Raw genomic sequence first — 17,387 nt, 5'->3', positions numbered from 1 at the left:
ATCCCTTCCCGCAAAATAGTGTAAGAGCCCGTTGTTAAACTCAAACATATTTTTGCCGAACAGGCAGACGGTAAAACTGACTGTTCACAATGAAACTGGAGACTCTAAATGAAGACTTTCAATGCAAAAGCAGAAGAAGTTGAAAGAAAATGGTGGATCGTCGATGCTGCTGGCCAAAAAGTTGGTCGTGTAGCAACTCACGTAGCGACTATCCTTCGTGGTAAAAACAAAGCTATCTACACTCCTAACGTTGATACTGGCGACTTCGTAGTTGTTATCAACACGGACAAGATGGAGCTTTCTGGAACTAAGTGGCAGGACAAGAAGTACTACTCTCACACTCGCTTCTTCGGTTCTTTGAAAGAGATGACAGCAGCTCAAGCGAAAGAGAAAGATTCTACTTTCATCATTCACGAAGCTGTTCGCGGTATGCTTCCAACAAACAAGCTATCCCGTCACGTTATCATGAAAATGAAGGCTTACACTGGTGCTGAGCATCCTCATGCTGCTCAAAAGCCGGCTCTTTACACCCTTCCTTCTAAGAAATAATCGGAGATAGAACATGGCAGCAGCAGATAAATTCTACTATGCAACTGGAAGAAGAAAAACAAGCTCCGCGCGCGTTTTCTTGAAGCCTGGTAAAGGCACTATCACAATCAACGGTAAAAAATCTGAAGATTATTTGACTCGTATGCAATCCCGCATGGTGATCGTACAGCCTCTTGATCTTTTGAACCAAATCGGCAAATTCGACGCTAAAATCACTGTTGCAGGTGGTGGTGAGTCTGGACAAGCTGGTGCGATCCGTTTGGGTATCACTCGTGCTTTGATCGCTTTCAATCCTGAATTCAAAGGGATCTTGAAGAAAGCTGGATTCGTTACACGTGATCCTCGTATGGTTGAGCGTAAAAAATACGGTAAAGCAGGTGCACGCCGTAGATTCCAATACTCCAAGCGTTAATTTGCTCGGACGCATTCTTTCGAGAATTGCGAATGGAAGAAAAAAGGGAGCTTTCGAGCTCCCTTTTTTTTTATCCAAAATCCCTGTCTTTAAAGCTCTCAATTTTTCTGCATACATATTATTGTTTATAATTCCCCTGGAATTGTAATTTTACTCTCATTGCAAGGCTGTCATGCGGGTGCTAGTCCTCTATATGGGGGAGGCGCTGCATGAAGAATGCTGTTGGCTTATTGCTGTTGTTCTTGGGATCTGTGGTGCAGGCCCATCAGGCTTCCATGTATGTGACAACTCCCAAAACCGTCGAAGAACGTCTTGCAGAGCTGGAAGCCAATCAGAACCTTCGTTACTTCAATCTTTCAGGCTTTTTGATTTCCACTTACGATCACATCTCGGCTGAAGAAAATGTCCCTGAAACTTTTGATAATCCGGATCTGCAGTACCTGCGTTTGCGTCTTTCTTTGAATGCGGATGCCGAGATCAATCCGCAAATTCGCGTCTACACCCGTTTGACAGCGACGAAGTTCATGAACAACTGGCGTTCGCAAGGTGGTGATCCCACCTACATTCATGATGTTGAAGGGGTGTATTCGAATTCGGGTTCTTTGATTTACCTGGAAAAAGCCTATGTGGATCTTTCCTGCCCTGAATCCATTTGGACCCTGTCGGTGGGACGACTGCCGACGGTGAATGGCAGCCCGGAACATTTCTGGGATATGCTGCCCAGACAGGGAACTTATCCGCTGCTGACCTTTGATGCTCCGTTGGACGGAGTCGCGGTCACCTTCCGCGCGGATTCACATCTGCCATTGAATCATGAACTGGCGGTGCGCGTGCTTTACACTCCTTTCACCGATGTGGTGTGGGGTGGAAACAGAAAGTTTTTGCGTCCGCCGACTGATGACACCAATGCTGGTGTTCAGGTTGGTGATGACACTGAAACACTGATCAATATGGGTTCGGTACAGCTTGATTACACGTTGAAGAATCAGTCGTGGACGGATGAGCTGGGTGCCATTCTTCAGTACTATAAAAGTGGACGTTTGCCGTTTTCAACGGGGGCGGGGACTTCAGACCTGAATCTGCAGGGTGATGGTCTGACAGCATTGCTTGAGCTGAACAGCATCGCGCAGACGGCTTTGGATGTATCGCTCAGTCATACTTACACCAACACGATCAGTGATGGGCTGCTGGCTCCGGGGCTGGGGTTTGGGACGGATCAGGATTACGGGACCAACTATGGCAGTCTGACCTTGCTTTCAACGCGCTACCGTTTTCAGAACTGGGCGCTGGGTTTGGAATGGCTGACCAGTTCGGGTGTGCCGTTTTATTTCTCTGCTGCGCCCGAGGATCTGACCCGGTTTTATTCAACACCTGGTAACAGTGAGCATTTGTATGTCACGACCAAGTGGATGAGTCTGGTGACTTTGCGGGCAGGCTATCGCCAGCAGAATTATTCAGCCACTCCCATTGGGTTTGGACCCGTGCAAAGCACGGATCGTGTTTTGAAAACTTATTACCTCAGTCTAAGAACGGATTTCTAATGGATGGGGTTATGATTTTCTTATCAGTATTTATGACGATAACCGTGGTGCTGGGGCCCACGTCCGCATATGCCGGCAAGGTGGAATCCATTCAGGAAGTCATTGAAAAGGAATGTAAAAAAAAGATCAGCTATGAAGAGGCGCTGTCCATGATTCGACCGCTGTATCTGACTTGTGTGCCGGGCACGAAGGTGACCGTGTATGAAAGTTGCCAGGTCAAGTGCCTGAAATCCAACGCGGGTGCCGTCATTGGACGATAAAAAAAACGCCTCTTTCGAGGCGTTTTTCATTTCATCTTGAAAGCTCTGTTAAGAACAGATTACTTCGTGCAAGACAATGGGTAGATGTTGCCGTTAGCAGCCAGGAAGCCACCGAAAGTACCATCAGACTCAAGGCTCAAGCCCAGGAAGCCGGTGTTTTTGATAACGCCGTCAACTTGAGAAGACTTTTCAGTCAAAGCCAGGATGTTCAGGAAACCGTTTTGAAGCTGCTGAGCGATAGTGCCTTTGTCCATCTGAGAGAAGAACATCATGTTGCTGGAGCGCTCGATCAGGTTCACCATCACGAAGTCAGCGGACTGGTCATCAGCAAGGTCAATCGCCAAAGTTACAGCGTTAGTTTCAGAAGGAACTACGCAAGTCATGATTCTTGTGTCTGCCATAGCAGAAGAACCGAAAAGAACCAAAGCAGCCATAAGTAGCTTTTTCATTTAATACCCTCCTATAGGTAAACGCAGGGAGGCTATTTCAGTGTGCTGGACCATGCAATGCAAATGCATCGCACTATTTGTCTAGGCTCTCACGCAATGTTCCACATTGGACGCAAAGCTGGTCCTAGTACTAAGTCTTAAGTGCTCTGATTTAAAGGACTTATTCATGTTTATTAGATTATTCTTAGTGTTAACGAAATTTTGCGTAAGGAACATCTGTGAAGAGCTTGATTTCATCTTTGGTCGTCATCTTAGGTTGCCAAACTGCTATTGCACAAGAGGCAGCAAAACCCACCCCTCCAGAAACAGCGCCCGTGGCGGCTTCTGCCGAGACCACGGAAAAACCCGAGAAAAAAGAAACTGAGTTCACAAGACCTCTGTTCTTCTCTGTTGTGGATCAAGAGCTGAAGATCAAAAATCCCGTGGTCGAATACGACTTGAAAAAATCCAAAGGCAAGCAGCTCGATATCGGCGGGCTGGTGTTTGACAGTCAGTCTTTGGCGGCCAAAGTTGAAAACAACACTTTGAATCTGACGTGGAATCATGAACTGGTTCCCGGCGGTGAAGTGTCTGTGATCAGTCAGCAGGGGAAAGAGCTGTGGAAGCAACCCGTGAAAGGCACGGGCACCTGGTCCTCTGCAGCGATCAATGAAAGCAAAGGTCCTCAGTGGAAGGACGGCGAGCGTTTCCGTTTCTGTCTGCGTGCGGAAGCCGGCAAAGGCTATTCCAGCATTTGCTCCCAGTGGTACGGTGTTGAGATCAAAGACGGCAACGTCCAGATCGGGGTAACCAAGTCTGAAGCCAGCCCGCGTGTGATCTTCCAGAATGAAGAAAAGAAATTGCAAGGGGCTGAGGAAGTGGCCGTGGGAACACCGGTGCAGTTCCTGGCGACCCTGGACTCTGATGCGACTTATGAATTCGTCTCTGAGCCAGTGGCTCCGGTGATTCGGGACATGATCGAATCTGAAAAGAAAGCCGGTGACGTGACTCTGACTGGTGATATGCCAAGACCCTTGAAGCTGGAGTCTGAAAATATCGTTGGTGAAGACTATGGTGCAGTGACCAAGATGCTGGGTTTTGAAAGCACGATTGGCGCCCGCGCTGACATGTGGCAGGCGGATGTGAACCAGAAAAATGCCCGTCTGGTTTTGCCGGGTAAATCCGGCGGGGTGTTTGTCTATAATTTGGAAATCACCGAACCGCCCCGTCAAAAGGACCGCCGCTTTATTTCCACCCGCGCTTTGAAAGGCACTTATCTTTCCAAGGATCAGATGCCCGTGCGTGACATGGAAGACAACGTCACCGTCTGGAACTTTGAAACTCCTCAGAAGTTTGCCATGAACACGGCGACTTTGGATGTGCCGGGCGAAAAGGCCACGCACAAATCTTACCTGGAAATCTATCGTGCCGGTGCAGGCGAGGCCAGCTTGCGTCTGACGGGTGTTGTGACCAGTGATTCTGATTATGTGGTTCTGGGTGAAGGCCACGTTTCGTGGTGGTTCAATGATCTGTTTGGCTGGCAGAACTACTGGTTGTCCAAACAGCGCTGGGGAGTCAGTGCGAAGTATTTCACGTCCCTGACGAATCTGCCGGCTTCCACAGCGGGCGGCAATTCTGAAGACGTAAAGCTGGCGGTGATGGATGCGGATTTGCGCTATCGTTTTACTCCGGGTCTGTGGGAAAAAGATGAAACTCTGGGATTGATCGTGGCTTACGAGGCGATGACGTTGGGAGACAGCAATGTGCCGAAGATCGGCGCAGGTTTGTTCTGGGCCCGTTCCATGCCGCGTGCGATTGATTACTGGTTTTCCAAGATTCCGTTCATGAACTATCCAAAATGGGTGGACATGGAATTTATCAAATACCTCTCGTCCACCGACAGCGACATCACTCTGGGTGATGACTATGTGCTGAACTTCCACGGGAAGGTTTTATGGACTCCGCGCTTCTTCGGTGAAGCCGGGTTTGGTTTGAAGAACTATTATTACGAAAAGAACTCTGACGGTTCCGGCGCGAAGTTGACCACTTTCTATGGCACTGTTGGATTGGGTGTGAACTTCTAATACGGGGCGAATGAAAAAGAAGCTGACCTTTGTCCATTTATTCCTGCTGAATCAGCTGGTGACAACCCTGGTGCTTTTGACAGTGCTGGGGGTGTATGGCACGCATCTTTTCATTCAAGAACAGCGGGCCATCCGCGAACGCATGGAACCGGCTTCCGCCCGGGAAGTCGACCGCATCAATAATGATTTTGCCACGCTGGAAGCCAATGTTCAGCGGCTGAAAAGCATGGTCGAACTTTTCGATGTGATGCCCAAGGGCACTCGAGTTGAAAAGTTCCGCCAGTTTGCCTCGGCCACAATTGCCAGCCACAGCACTCAGTTTAATGCTTGGGTCGCTTTGGGGCCGCGTCTGGCGCGGGAATACATGGGGCGTGAGGCCTACGTTTATGTCGTTCACCGCGATTATTCCCTGTTTGCCAATCCCAAATACAATGACCCATCCACCTTTGTGGCGGAAGTCTTTGCGGAACCCGGTTACGACAAGGATCCCGATGTTCAGTGGTGGTGGATGAATGAAAAGAATTCCGGAGTGAATTATTCGGATTTCTATTTCGACAAGGGCTACATGGAAAAAATCATGTTCAGCACCTCCACCGGGATCTTCAGCAATGGCGGAAAGCTTGAAGCCGTGGTGGGGATTGATACTTTGGCCGGGGACATCGCACACCGCCTGGGGGTCTTTAAGCTGGGTGAAACCGGGGGTGCCTTGATCGTGGATGAACACGGTCGTCCGGTGCTGCCTTTGATTGCCAAGGACACGCCGGTGCTGGGCTTTAAATATCTGCGGGCTTTGAATCAGGATGAATTCAAGGCGATGCCCAAGCTTTCGCAAAAAGTTTTTAATATACAGAACCAGCGCCAGCTTCAGGAATTTCCCGGGGCGGATGGCAAAACCTATCTGACCTATTCCCGTCCGATTAAAGGAAAGCCATGGCATCTGGTGATCTATCAGGAAAAGACAGAGGCTTATTCCGGATTGTACTTCCGTTTGTTCTTCTTTGGTTTTGTGGCCCTGGTGGCTTATGTCGTTTTCACCCTGATGGTGTGGATGACCGGAAAGTACGTGATCGCGCAGGACAAAGAGGCTTTGGCCCGCTTGCAGGATTCCCGCGATCGTGCGGAAGCCGCAACCCGTGCAAAATCCCTGTTCCTTTCAACCATGAGCCACGAGATCCGCACGCCATTAAATGCGATGCTGGGGTCGGCAGAGCTGTTGAATGAAACGCATCTGAATTTCGAGCAAAAAGAGCTTTTGATCTCGTTGCAAAGTGCCGGGGATACGCTGCTCAGCATGCTGAATAATATCCTGGATTTTTCAAAGTTTGAATCAGGCCGCATGCAGCTCGAAAGTCGGGAATTCCTGTTAAGCGATCTGGTGCGTGAGGTTCAGGCGCTGATCAGCACTTCGATCCTGCGTAAAAATCTGCAGTTCACTTTCCATCCGCCGGAACATGACCGCTTGATTGTGGGGGATTCCCTGCGTTTGAAACAGGTTCTGATGAATCTGCTGGGAAATGCGGTGAAGTTCACCGACCGTGGTGCAATTGAACTGACGGTGCAGCCGTATCCGGGAAAAGAGCCGGGTAAAGAAGTCATCTTCTTTGAGGTCAAGGACACCGGCATTGGTATCGCCAAAGAAAACCTGAAAAAAGTCTTTGATGAATTCGGGCAGGAGGATTCTTCCGTCACCCGTCGTTTCGGGGGCACGGGCCTGGGTTTAAGTATTTCTCAGAAGATTGTGCATCTGATGGGGGGCGAGCTTTACTGTGAAAGCCGTCAGTTTGTGGGATCCCGTTTCCATTTTTCGATTCAGGTGACATCACGACGGGCAGAGCTTTGGAGCACGCGATTTAATCTGGAACTGGCTCCGCCGCCCCAGGTGGTGCAACCAGGGTCCGAGACGGGGCGAAAGGGCATTCTGATTGTTGATGACATGGAAGAAAACCACACCCTGCTGAAAGCCTATATCAAGCGCCTGGATTATGTGACCACGGATTCGGCCTACAACGGATATGAATGTCTGGAGATGTGGGAGCGGGGTCATTACGACATGATCTTTATGGATGTGCAGATGCCGAAGATGTCGGGTCTGGACACCATCCGAAAGCTGCGCGAGATCGAGCGGGCCCGCGGCCTGCGCCGCACACCTGTGGTGGTGATTTCCGCCAACAGTTTCACCGAAGATATTGAAAAAAGCCTGATGGCCGGGGCGGACCAGCACTGTGGCAAACCCGTGCGCAAGCAGACCGTTCTGGAAATCGTTCAAAAATACTGTGCAGAAGACATCGAAACAGCCCCTGCAAACTCTTAAGACAGCGTTAAGTTTCTAACAGCTTATCCCGATATTACGAAGGTCCGACCGCGGAACGGATCTTGCCTCTATTCATATTGAAACGGGCAAACAGGGGGAATTCATGACTAAACGTTTGGCACTGCTGACCGGGACTGTGTGTCTCATTCTTGGATTCCAGAACTGCAGTCAGAACTCGCTTCAGACATCTGAAATGGCATCATTGAATGATGTTTCTGTGGCACTTCCTCCCTCCGGTGGTGGTGATTCCGCAAGCACTCCCGCCAAAGTCACTTATGTTGAAATTCCCAATGTGTCTGACACCGTGGTTGAAGGCGTCGCTGCCAAAGCCAGCGAGCTGGGTCAGTATCGACTGGTGATTGCGACTGATTCAGGCCGCATTCAACTGGTGGATGAAGTGAACACGGTTATTCAGGAACGCTGTCTGTCTGCGGGCAGTCTGTCGGAACTGAAAACAATCCTGAGCGGTTCTTCCGTGTGCGCAGCCCCGGTGAAATCCGCTGACATGTGCGCGATGAGATACAAACCGGCCTATGCGTCTTTGTACGCCAATGAAACGCGTGTGAATCTGGGGGAAGAAAAGGATTCCTGCGGGACAGGTCTGAAAGATCTTTGTGGAGGCCTGGCCGATGTGTTCCAAGCCTATGTTTCCCACGTTCGTAACAACTGGACAGCGATGAACTGCGAGTAAGCAGAAAAAGAAAAAGGGCCCGAAGGCCCTTTTTTTTTGGTCTTAAAGACCCAACATGGATTTCACTTTGCCGAAGGCTTCGTTCAGTTGCGCACGGTTCGGTGCAGCCCCTTGAGCGAAGTCCGGACGACCGCCACCTTTACCACCCATCACACCCGCGACCTCTTTCAGAAGATCACCGGCTTTGGTTTCGCCGGAAATTTCTTTCGATACGCTGACGATGATCGGATGACTGCCATCACCCTGACCGACGACAACGACGATGCCGGACTGGATTTTGTTTTTTAGGTGATCAGTGACTTCTGCCAGAACCTGACGGTCATCCAAAGGAACATCCGCCAGAACCAGTTTCGCCGAAGCACCTGCTTTGGTTTTGAAGGTCAGCGCATTTGCTGCCAGGTCATCCACGTTCACCTGACCGCCCTGAAGCTTCTTCATTTCTTTTTCAAGCTGTTTCACCTGATCTTTCAGGGACTCCACACGATTTGCCAAAGTGGCAGTTTCGCCGGTGGTTTCCAGATGCTTGATGTAGTGCGGGCTTTTTTGGAAGCCGGCCGCCGCCAAAGCATCATCCAGATGGGTCACAGCACTCATCATGTACTGAACAGCATTATCAGCCGTGATCGCCTCAATACGGCGAACACCCGAGCTGACACCTGCTTCTGAAACGATTTTGAACAGACGGATCTCAGAAGTGTTCTTCACGTGAGTACCACCGCAAAGCTCGCACGAGAAATCACCCATGGTCAGAACGCGCACGTCGCTCGCATACTTTTCACCGAACAAAGCCATCGCACCTTTTTCAAGGGCTGCCTTGTGGGACATCATCTCGGTCTGCACCGGATTGCAGCGGGCGATCTGTTCATTGACCAGATCTTCGATCTTTTTGATTTCTTCAGAAGAAACCGGTTTGTTGTGAGTGAAGTCAAAACGGGTTTTCTGGGAATCAACCAAAGATCCGGCCTGAGTCACGTGAGTGCCCAGAACCTTGCGCAAAGCCGCGTGCAACAAGTGAGTTGCCGAGTGGTTCGCAGCCGTGTTGCGTCTTTCAACCGGATCCACCCCGGTGACGACCGCAGTGCCCACTTTGAAGGAGCCGTGTTCGATTTCAACGTGGTGAAGAACGATATCGTCGATCTTCGTGGTGTTGATCACGCGGGCACGGTTGGTGTCGTTCATGATGTAACCCACATCACCAGCCTGACCGCCACCTTCACCATAGAAAGTGGTCGCATTCAGAATCATCAGACCGGTGTCGCCGGTTTTTAGTTCCTGAACTTCGGCCTGACCGTTGGAAAGGCCCATGACTTTGCCGTCGCCGATCGTGCCTTCATAACCCAGGAACGTCACGGATTTGCCGGATTGAAGATAGTCTTTGGCAAACTTGATCATGTGCGCCTCATCAGCGCCCATGGATTTGCCTTTCCAGCTGGCTTTGGATTTTGCGCGGTTGTCTTCCATTTCCTTTTCAAACGCGGCTTCGTTCACTTCGATGCCTTGTTCGTTGGCGATCACGCGGGTCAAATCCGCCGGGAAGCCGTAAGTGTCATACATGCGGAAGACCACTTCGCCGGAAAGCTCTTTGATGCCTTTGGATTTGGCTTTTTTCAGTTCGTCCTCAAGGATCGCGGTGCCTTTGTCCAAAGTGGCGATGAAGCGGTCTTCTTCGTCACGGATGGTGTTCAGGATGTGATCGCGGCGGGTCTTAAGTTCCGGATAAACCGCGCCCATGCTTTCAATCAAAGCTTCCGCCATGCCTGGCAGGAAGGATTTGTCGGCAGAAAGCTTGCGACCGTAACGGATCGCACGTCTCATGATACGGCGAAGAACGTAACCACGGCCTTCATTGGATGGCAAAGCGCCGTCCGCAATCAGGAAGGAAGTGGAGCGGCAGTGATCGGCTAGAACGCGCAAAGCGGCGGTGGTTTCAGCCGCTGCCGGGTTTTTCGCCAGCACTTCTTTGTCAGAGATGTATTCGATGTTCCCGATCTTGCACGCCAACTGAATCATTGGCTGGAACAGGTCGGTGTCGTAATTGTTGAACACGCCCTGCATGGCTGCAGACATACGCTCAAGACCACCACCGGTGTCAACAGACGGCTTTGGCAGAGGAGTCAATGTGCCCGGAGGGTTTTCGAAGTACTGCATGAACACCAGATTCCAGATTTCAACGAAACGGTCTTCACCGGCTTCGATGCCTTTGAATGGATCAGAAATAGTCCCGGCTTTAGGCCCGTGATCATAGAAGATCTCGGTGCAAGGACCGCACGGACCGGTGTCGCCCATTTTCCAGAAGTTGTCTTTGTCAAAGCGGAAGATGCGCTCGCGTGGCACGCCTTCCTGGTTGTGCCAGATGTCGGCCGCTTCATCGTCAGAGATGTGCACGGTCACATAAAGCTTTTCTTTTGGAATCGCCAGTTCCTTAGTCAGGAATTCCCAGGCAAAATGAATGGCGTCTTTTTTGAAATAGTCACCGAAAGAAAAATTCCCCACCATCTCAAAGAACGTGTGGTGACGGGCCGTGAAGCCCACGTTTTCCAGGTCATTGTGCTTACCGCCGGCGCGCACGCACTTTTGTGCGGTCACGGCGCGGGAATAGTCACGCTTTTCAAGACCCAGGAAAGTGTTCTTGAACTGATTCATTCCGGCGTTGGCGAAAAGCAACGTGGGATCATTTTCAGGAATCAGGGAAGAGGACGGAACCACTTTGTGTCCGTTCTTTTCGAAGTATTTGATAAAGGCGTTTCTGATCTCAGAGCTTTTCATAAATAACCTTTCTTACGGTCTCAGAATCGAATCCACGGGAAGCCAGCAACCGGCCCACTCGGGCTTTTTCCTCTCGGGAAAAATTGTGGTCTTCGTCGTACTTATTTTTGACAATCGCCAGCGCCTTTTCAAGCTCCAAAGCGCGATCTGTCTCAACAGCGGGAAGACCTTTTTCCTTCAGGTAGTTGTTGATGTAATAGATGCCCTTGTTACGGCGATGAAGCATGTCGGCCAAACGATGGGCCAGGTCGACGGGGTCGCCCAGCCAGCGGTTGTCTTTGGCAAACTCGATGGCTTCATCGATGATATCCCCCACGTCCTCTTCGTCTGAGAACTTCTCTTTCAATTTGGTGCGAAGTTCTTTTTCGGAATGGTCCCGGCGCGCGATCATGTCCATGACCTTTTTCTTGGCGGCTTGTCGGGTTTTCAGGGGATCTTTCTCTCGGGACATAGGGGAAATTAATACCCCGTTTTTTAAGCCTTGCGAAGGATAATTTCAGTCAGTTCGCAATAAGTTCCCAGACGCAGTTGCGGTCCCCAGTAACCCGTTCCCTGATTGACATAGAGCTGCATAGCTCCGACCTGATAAAGCCCCTTGGCATAGCGTTCAAAGAACACGATCAGCCAGTTCCACGGGAAGAACTGTCCGCCGTGGGTGTGGCCGGAAAGCTGTAAGTCCACCCCCAGTTTTTCAATATGCGGGGCCAGGGACGGCTGGTGGGACAGAAGAATTTTAAAGGTTCCCGGGCGCAGTTGGTGGGCGACCTTTTCAAGCTCCGGCCCCTCTTGGCGAAAGTGCAGGGCGGCCGGGTCGGGAATGCCCGCAATCTGCAATTGGGCCTTGCCGAAGTTCAGGGTGGTGGCCTGATTGATCAGCACATGGAATCCCAGCGACCGGAAGGCCTGAAGTCCCTTCGGGGCATCCCAGTAATATTCGTGGTTGCCGGGAACATAATAGATTCCGTGGGTGGCGCGCATGTCTTTCAGGATTTCAAACTCGGCCTGATGTTTTTCAATGAAACTGTCCAGAATGTCGCCGGTGAAGACAACCAGGTCCGGCTTCATGGCGTTGACCTGATCAACCAGTTTTTGCACCAGACGCAGTGGCAGACTGGGGCTGATATGCAAATCCGTGATGTGCACGATGCGCAGGCGTTCCAGTTCAGAGGGAAGGTTGGCAAAAGAAATCGGCATGACTTTGGCGCGGGCCCCGCGGCGGACGATGGCATTTCCCAGGGCGATCATCGCCACCGGCAGTCCCATCAAGGCGGCGGTGGCCTGGGAGCTGTAAAGGGTGTCCAGGGAAATCCACGAGCCGCTGATCTTGTCAGCAAAGGCCAGCAGATCGCGCAGAATCACCAGAGTGATCAGAAAATTGATATAGGCCATGACGGTCAGGGAGCCATTCAAAAGACGGTCCCGCCATGGATTGACGTCCAGCTTTTTTTCTTTCCAGAAGAAGAGGAAAGTTCCAATCACCAAAGCGAACAAGAACGCGAGAAGGCTCACAACCAAAGTTGTTTCCTGCCACGAAAAGTCTGTAAAGCGGGTCAACTGGTGAGAGACATAGACAAAGATCGCAAGAATAAGAGTGCTGGCAACTGTACGAAAAATTCCCATGGATTTTTTTATCACAACTGCCCTGTTCTTGCACAGTCCAATGTAGAAACACAGATCGGCGAGTCGAGGAACAAATGATAATCTTGGAAAATCGCGGGAGGTTTGTATGAGTTTTCGTAATGAATTTGAGCAGGCGAGGGACTTTCTGATTCTGCACCGTTCAGACTATAAACATGCTTACAGCCAGTTCCGCTGGCCCCGCTTTGATGATTTCAACTGGGCCCTGGATTACTTCGACCCGATGGCTGAAGGCAATACCAAGATCGGTCTTTGGCTGGTGGATGAAGTCGGACATGAAAAGAAGTTCAGTTTCAGCGAAATTTCAAAACGCTCCAATCAAGCCGCGAACTTTATGCGAGCCAAAGGACTGCAAAAAGGGGATTCGGTCTTTCTTTTGATTGAAGATGATGCGGCCCTTTGGGAAATCATGCTGGCCGCCATGAAAATCGGCGCGGTGATTGTTCCGAACAACCCACTGTTATCCCAACAGGAGCTGAAAGAACGGCTCAATCGCGAAAAAATCAAAATGATCGCCACCACGAAAGCGCATACGGAAAAGTTTGATGTGACATCCTCAGGGGTGATTTCAGTGGTTGTGGATGCGGAAGTGGACGGCTGGATTTTTTATCCGGAAGTGTACAAAGAAAGCGCGGAATTCGAGGTCAGCGAACGCACGAAGGCCACCGATCCTCTGTTCCGGTATTTTACTTCATCGAACACGGTGAAACCAAAAATCGTCGAGCATAGCCACGCGGGCTTTACGGTGGGTCATCTTTCGACAATGTATTGGATGGGATTGCATCCGGGGGATGTGCATCTCGGAATCAATTCTGCTGGCTGGGCCATGCATGACTGGAACTCATTCATTGCGCCATGGAACGCCGAGGCCACGGTTTTTGTGTTTAAGGAAAAACGATTTAATGCCAGTCTGATTCTGGATGTGCTGGATGAATACCCGATCACCACCTTCTGCGCGCCACCAACGGTGTGGCGCATGCTGTGCCAAGAGGACCTGGGTTCGTATGACGTGCACTTGCGCGAAGCCCTCAGCACCGGTGAGCCCTTGACTGCGGATCTGATTTCAAAAGTCCATCATGCGTGGGGTTTGTTCATCCGCGACGGCTATGGTCAGACCGAGTCCGCGACCCTGATTGGCGTGCCCCCGGAAGAAAAGGACAGCTTCGGCACTTCCGGGAAAGCCTTGCCTGGTTTCAAAATCGCGTTGCTTAACGACAAGGGTGAAGAGACCGACAGCGGGGAAATCTGTGTGGATATCTCTGACAGTCCCTGGGGTTTGATGTCGGGTCTGGATTCTTCACAAAAGTATTATCACACCGGGGATTCCGCGTATTTGGACAATATGGGGAACTTTACCTACTGCGATCGTATCGACGGTTTGTTTAAATCCTCAGACTATCGCATCAGTCCGTTCGAGATTGAGTTTGTCTTGAAAGAATTTCCTGCCATTCGAGAAGCGGTGGTCATTCCCAGCCCGGACCCCATTCGTGAAAACGTGCCGAAGGCCTTGATCACTGTCAGCAAAGGCGTCGAACCCAGCAAAGAGCTGGCGTTGGATATTATGAACTTTGCACGCATGCGTCTGTCTCCATTTAAACGTATACGCCGTGTGGAGTTCATGGAAATTCCCAAGAACACTTCCGGCGAAGTGCTCCGTTCGGATTTGGTAAATCTGGAGCGCGAAAAAAGGAAAAGTGGAGAAAAAGCCCCTTATGAGTTCTGGGAAGAGGATGCCAAGATCGTCATCCCTGACACGTGGGCGCAAGAACTGCCTTGAGTTTAGTCTTGTTACAAGACTGAAAGGGTGAGGCCTTCTTGTTCGTTCTTTGTTGAATCGCTGTTATGATTACTGTGTGAAAACACGGTTACTCATACTGCCAATTATCATTTTCTGCTTCTCTGCGGTGGCGTCAGCAAAAGACTGCGGTCGCCGCTTCCGAATTATCGTCAACAACTATGCTCCGCTATTTGATGTGAACAATGAAGGTCATGTTCATGGGCTGACATTTGAATTTATGAATGAACTGTCAGTTCGTCTGGGCTGCATTGTTTCTCAGGCCCCAATGGATGCCCCGCGCATGCACGATGATTTTAAAAACTGGCGCGCTGACATCGTGGGTTTGGTGATTCCTTCTGAAAAATTTCGTTCTTCCGGCGAATATGTTCCGGTGTATTCAACAGTTCGCAAGCTGTTGGTGAACAAAGCCTTCTATGATCCTGCACGCAGTATCGCGGACTATATCAAGGACGGGCGGATCAAGTTCGGTGATCAGATCGGGACAAGATTCTTTTTGAAGCTTGCCGAAAAAGATCTGCTTATCGGAGCGGGCCGAATTGTCGAATATCCAAGCCCGGCAACCGGCTATCGTCAGGTTGTTTCGGGACGCGTTCAGGCGATGTTCACTTCGCCAGCAGTGTACAACTACTATCAAAAAGTGATTCCTGATTTTAATCAGAATGTGGTGGCGGTTCCGGATCCTGAGTACGAGATGCAGGGGGGAATTTATCTTTCATTAAGAAGAATTTCGAAGTCCGAAGCAGAGCAAATAAGAAAAGCCATCAGTGACATGAGAAAAGACGGCACCCTTCGCAGGATTGTCGCAAAATACACTTCCGCTGAAGATATGGTCTATTATAAAGACCTTTAGGTTGCCCCTGAAGGGGTTCTCGTATTAACTCAAGTTAACTGGAGAACCCCAATGAACTTATCCGCATATTCCTCTTTGGATTTAAATGGAAAAACCGCCGTCGTCTGCGGAGCTTCCGGTGGCATTGGCGAAGCTGCTGCCATACTGCTCGCGCAGCGCGGGGCACGCATTATTGCGGTGGCTCGCAATGAAGAGAAATTGAAAGGCCTGATGTCATCTCTGGCAGGCTCTGGTCACCGTTATCTGCTGGCGGATTTGGGGGACACGGAATCCTTAAAAACCAATGTCCTTGCTCCTTTGGCATCGGAAACTGTGCACATTCTTTTGAACAACACCGGTGGTCCCAAGGGCGGGCCTTTGCATAAGGCGTCTGTTGAGGAATTTGATCAGCCTTTGCGTGCGCATTTGAAAGCCGCTCATCTGCTGGTGCAGGCGGTTTTGCCGTCCATGCAGAAGAATCACTATGGTCGCATCATCAATGTGATTTCCACTTCCGTAAAAACTCCGATCCCGAATCTGGGCGTCTCCAACACCGTTCGTGGTGCGATGGCGAGCTGGTCAAAAACTTTGGCCGGTGAACTTGCGGGCTTTGGTGTGACGGTGAACAACGTGCTGCCGGGATATATTCGCACCGACCGTTTCAGAGGTCTGGTGGATGCTTCGGCGAAAAGTACAAATGCCAGTGTTGATGAAGTGGAAGAGGCCTGGAAGAAAACCATTCCGGCAGGAAGAATCGGAGAGCCTCAGGAGATGGCTGAAGCGATTGCCTTTTTGGCCAGTCCCGCCGCCGCTTACATCACCGGAATCAATCTTCCTGTGGATGGCGGCAGAACTCCGGCGCTTTAAAGGTGGGGGGGTTAGATCCCCACTCCCATGATCGCTTTCATTTCTTTTAAAGTCTGACGGGTTTTTTCCTGAGCTTTCAGGGAACCCTCTTTGCAGATTTTCAGAACCGCTTGCGGGTCCTGAGCGTACTGGGCACGACGTTCACGCATGGGTGCGATGATCGTGTTCAGAACTTCAGTCAGGCGCACTTTCAAAGTGCCATCACCCAAACCGCCGCGCTGATAGTGTTCTTTCAAAGCTGCGACTTCATCTTTTCTTGGGTCGAAGACATCCAGGAAACTGAAGACGACGTTGCCTTCGACTTTGCCCGGATCTTCAATGCGGATGTGACCTGGATCGGTGTACATCTTCTGAACTTTCTTTTTGATGGTGTCTGCATCGTCGGAAAGATAGATGGCATTCCCCAAGGATTTACTCATCTTCGCTTTGCCGTCGATACCTGGAAGGCGACCCGCCACACCCGGCATGCCTTTGACCGGCTTGAAGAAATCCGTTTTGTAGATGTGGTTGAAACGCTGGGCGATTTCGTTGGTCTGCTCGATCATCGGGTTTTGATCTTCACCGGCTGGAACCAGGTTCGCCTTGAAGCCCAGAATGTCAGCGGCCTGGCTTACTGGGTAAGTCAGGAAACCTGCAGGCAAGGATTTTTCCAGATTCTTCTGCTGGATTTCGGTTTTCACGGTTGGATTTCTTTCCAGACGTGCCACGGTCACCAGATTCATGAAGTAAGTGGTCATCTCAAACAGTTCCGGCAATTCGGATTGAACAAAGATGGTGCTTTTTGCTGGATCAATGCCGGCCGCCAGATAGTCCAACGTCACTTGCAAGATGTTGTCGCGAACCTTAGTTGTATCATCATAGTTGTCGGTCAAAGCCTGAACGTCAGCGATGATGATGTATTGATCGTGGGAATCCTGAAGATCCACGCGGTTTTTAAGAGATCCAACGTAATGACCAAGATGGAGGGGACCTGTTGGGCGGTCGCCCGTAAGAATGATTGGTTTCATAAAAAATCTATAGCATTAACAGGAGTGGCTGGGAACTGAGATCTGGCAAGAAAATAGGTCGGCCCCGAGAGTCTTAGAGGTGAAACCAAACATTTTAGTTTCCGGCGTTTGATCTACAACTGAATGGCTACCAGGGTGTCTACGAAGTAGAGCAAGCTAGCCAGCAGAATCATCCAACGAATCATGGGGCCTCCGTGAAGGCAGTA

The 17,387-nt window shown here is 50.4% G+C and carries 15 protein-coding genes; 10 read left to right on the top strand and 5 right to left on the bottom strand.

Annotated elements, in window-relative coordinates; genetic code table 11:
* Window positions 1-108: 108 nt before the first annotated feature.
* The 4 genes from rplM (at window position 109) to B9G79_RS15860 (ending at window position 2,762) form a co-directional block, all read left to right on the top strand.
* Window positions 109-549 (top strand): 50S ribosomal protein L13, encoded by a 441-nt coding sequence (gene rplM / locus B9G79_RS15875; protein ID WP_088566362.1) that lies wholly within the window; start codon window positions 109-111, stop codon window positions 547-549.
* A gap of 13 nt (window positions 550-562) precedes the next feature.
* A complete protein-coding gene (rpsI, locus tag B9G79_RS15870; protein WP_088566361.1) occupies window positions 563-961 on the top strand; it encodes a 30S ribosomal protein S9 in 399 nt (132 codons plus the stop codon).
* A 209-nt stretch (window positions 962-1,170) separates the two neighbouring features.
* On the top strand, window positions 1,171-2,502 hold the full coding sequence (locus tag B9G79_RS15865; RefSeq protein ID WP_088566360.1) for a DUF3373 family protein: 1,332 nt from the start codon (window positions 1,171-1,173) through the stop codon (window positions 2,500-2,502).
* A gap of 11 nt (window positions 2,503-2,513) precedes the next feature.
* On the top strand, window positions 2,514-2,762 hold the full coding sequence (locus B9G79_RS15860) for a hypothetical protein (protein WP_232468797.1): 249 nt from the start codon (window positions 2,514-2,516) through the stop codon (window positions 2,760-2,762).
* Between the two features lie 59 nt (window positions 2,763-2,821).
* Here B9G79_RS15860 and B9G79_RS15855 read toward each other — a convergent pair whose 3' ends face one another.
* Window positions 2,822-3,211 (bottom strand): hypothetical protein, encoded by a 390-nt coding sequence (locus B9G79_RS15855; RefSeq protein WP_088566358.1) that lies wholly within the window; start codon window positions 3,209-3,211, stop codon window positions 2,822-2,824.
* Between the two features lie 218 nt (window positions 3,212-3,429).
* Between B9G79_RS15855 and B9G79_RS15850 the strand changes: the two genes are divergently transcribed.
* The 3 genes from B9G79_RS15850 (at window position 3,430) to B9G79_RS15840 (ending at window position 8,276) form a co-directional block, all read left to right on the top strand.
* Window positions 3,430-5,274 carry a hypothetical protein gene (locus B9G79_RS15850; protein WP_088566357.1) on the top strand — a complete coding sequence of 615 codons (1,845 nt, stop codon included), beginning with the start codon at window positions 3,430-3,432 and terminating at the stop codon, window positions 5,272-5,274.
* Between the two features lie 10 nt (window positions 5,275-5,284).
* Entirely contained in the window at window positions 5,285-7,585 is a 2,301-nt protein-coding gene (locus tag B9G79_RS15845; protein WP_088566356.1) for a hybrid sensor histidine kinase/response regulator, read from the top strand.
* A gap of 103 nt (window positions 7,586-7,688) precedes the next feature.
* Complete coding sequence (locus tag B9G79_RS15840; protein ID WP_088566355.1) at window positions 7,689-8,276, top strand: hypothetical protein; 588 nt, start codon at window positions 7,689-7,691, stop codon at window positions 8,274-8,276.
* Window positions 8,277-8,318: 42 nt separating this feature from the next.
* Here B9G79_RS15840 and alaS read toward each other — a convergent pair whose 3' ends face one another.
* From alaS to B9G79_RS15825, 3 genes are read right to left on the bottom strand one after another with little or no spacing between them, the layout of a single operon-like run.
* On the bottom strand, window positions 8,319-11,042 hold the full coding sequence (alaS, locus tag B9G79_RS15835) for an alanine--tRNA ligase (RefSeq protein ID WP_088566354.1): 2,724 nt from the start codon (window positions 11,040-11,042) through the stop codon (window positions 8,319-8,321).
* A complete protein-coding gene (locus B9G79_RS15830; RefSeq protein WP_088566353.1) occupies window positions 11,029-11,493 on the bottom strand; it encodes a regulatory protein RecX in 465 nt (154 codons plus the stop codon). The genes alaS and B9G79_RS15830 overlap by 14 nt, the downstream gene beginning before the upstream one ends.
* A 23-nt stretch (window positions 11,494-11,516) precedes the next feature.
* Window positions 11,517-12,662 (bottom strand): metallophosphoesterase, encoded by a 1,146-nt coding sequence (locus B9G79_RS15825; protein WP_088566925.1) that lies wholly within the window; start codon window positions 12,660-12,662, stop codon window positions 11,517-11,519.
* A gap of 106 nt (window positions 12,663-12,768) precedes the next feature.
* Here B9G79_RS15825 and B9G79_RS15820 point away from each other — a divergent pair, with 106 nt between their 5' ends.
* From B9G79_RS15820 to B9G79_RS15810, 3 genes are all read left to right on the top strand, one after another.
* Entirely contained in the window at window positions 12,769-14,457 is a 1,689-nt protein-coding gene (locus B9G79_RS15820; protein WP_088566352.1) for an AMP-binding protein, read from the top strand.
* A 76-nt stretch (window positions 14,458-14,533) separates the two neighbouring features.
* Window positions 14,534-15,328 carry a substrate-binding periplasmic protein gene (locus B9G79_RS15815; protein WP_232468796.1) on the top strand — a complete coding sequence of 265 codons (795 nt, stop codon included), beginning with the start codon at window positions 14,534-14,536 and terminating at the stop codon, window positions 15,326-15,328.
* A 51-nt stretch (window positions 15,329-15,379) separates the two neighbouring features.
* Entirely contained in the window at window positions 15,380-16,174 is a 795-nt protein-coding gene (locus B9G79_RS15810; RefSeq protein WP_088566351.1) for an SDR family oxidoreductase, read from the top strand.
* Between the two features lie 11 nt (window positions 16,175-16,185).
* On the opposite strand, the gene trpS is transcribed toward B9G79_RS15810, so the two are convergent.
* Window positions 16,186-17,181, bottom strand: a complete 996-nt coding sequence (gene trpS, locus B9G79_RS15805; RefSeq protein WP_088566350.1) for a tryptophan--tRNA ligase — start codon at window positions 17,179-17,181, stop codon at window positions 16,186-16,188.
* Window positions 17,182-17,387: the final 206 nt, after the last annotated feature.

The organism is Bdellovibrio bacteriovorus, from assembly GCF_002208115.1.
GTDB lineage: Bacteria > Bdellovibrionota > Bdellovibrionia > Bdellovibrionales > Bdellovibrionaceae > Bdellovibrio > Bdellovibrio bacteriovorus_C.
Note: the sequence above shows the minus strand (reverse complement) of the source record. Positions and strands in the feature narration are given on the sequence as shown.

Bases quoted from the DNA above. Each gene is read 5' to 3' on its own strand.
- rplM (WP_088566362.1), top strand. From the start codon at position 109: ATGAAGACTTTCAATGCAAAAGCAGAAGAAGTTGAAAGAAAATGGTGG.
- rpsI (WP_088566361.1), top strand. From the start codon at position 563: ATGGCAGCAGCAGATAAATTCTACTATGCAACTGGAAGAAGAAAAACA.
- B9G79_RS15865 (WP_088566360.1), top strand. From the start codon at position 1,171: ATGAAGAATGCTGTTGGCTTATTGCTGTTGTTCTTGGGATCTGTGGTG.
- B9G79_RS15860 (WP_232468797.1), top strand. From the start codon at position 2,514: ATGATTTTCTTATCAGTATTTATGACGATAACCGTGGTGCTGGGGCCC.
- B9G79_RS15855 (WP_088566358.1), bottom strand. From the start codon at position 3,211: ATGAAAAAGCTACTTATGGCTGCTTTGGTTCTTTTCGGTTCTTCTGCT.
- B9G79_RS15845 (WP_088566356.1), top strand. From the start codon at position 5,285: ATGAAAAAGAAGCTGACCTTTGTCCATTTATTCCTGCTGAATCAGCTG.
- B9G79_RS15840 (WP_088566355.1), top strand. From the start codon at position 7,689: ATGACTAAACGTTTGGCACTGCTGACCGGGACTGTGTGTCTCATTCTT.
- alaS (WP_088566354.1), bottom strand. From the start codon at position 11,042: ATGAAAAGCTCTGAGATCAGAAACGCCTTTATCAAATACTTCGAAAAG.
- B9G79_RS15830 (WP_088566353.1), bottom strand. From the start codon at position 11,493: ATGTCCCGAGAGAAAGATCCCCTGAAAACCCGACAAGCCGCCAAGAAA.
- B9G79_RS15825 (WP_088566925.1), bottom strand. From the start codon at position 12,662: ATGGGAATTTTTCGTACAGTTGCCAGCACTCTTATTCTTGCGATCTTT.
- B9G79_RS15820 (WP_088566352.1), top strand. From the start codon at position 12,769: ATGAGTTTTCGTAATGAATTTGAGCAGGCGAGGGACTTTCTGATTCTG.
- B9G79_RS15810 (WP_088566351.1), top strand. From the start codon at position 15,380: ATGAACTTATCCGCATATTCCTCTTTGGATTTAAATGGAAAAACCGCC.
- trpS (WP_088566350.1), bottom strand. From the start codon at position 17,181: ATGAAACCAATCATTCTTACGGGCGACCGCCCAACAGGTCCCCTCCAT.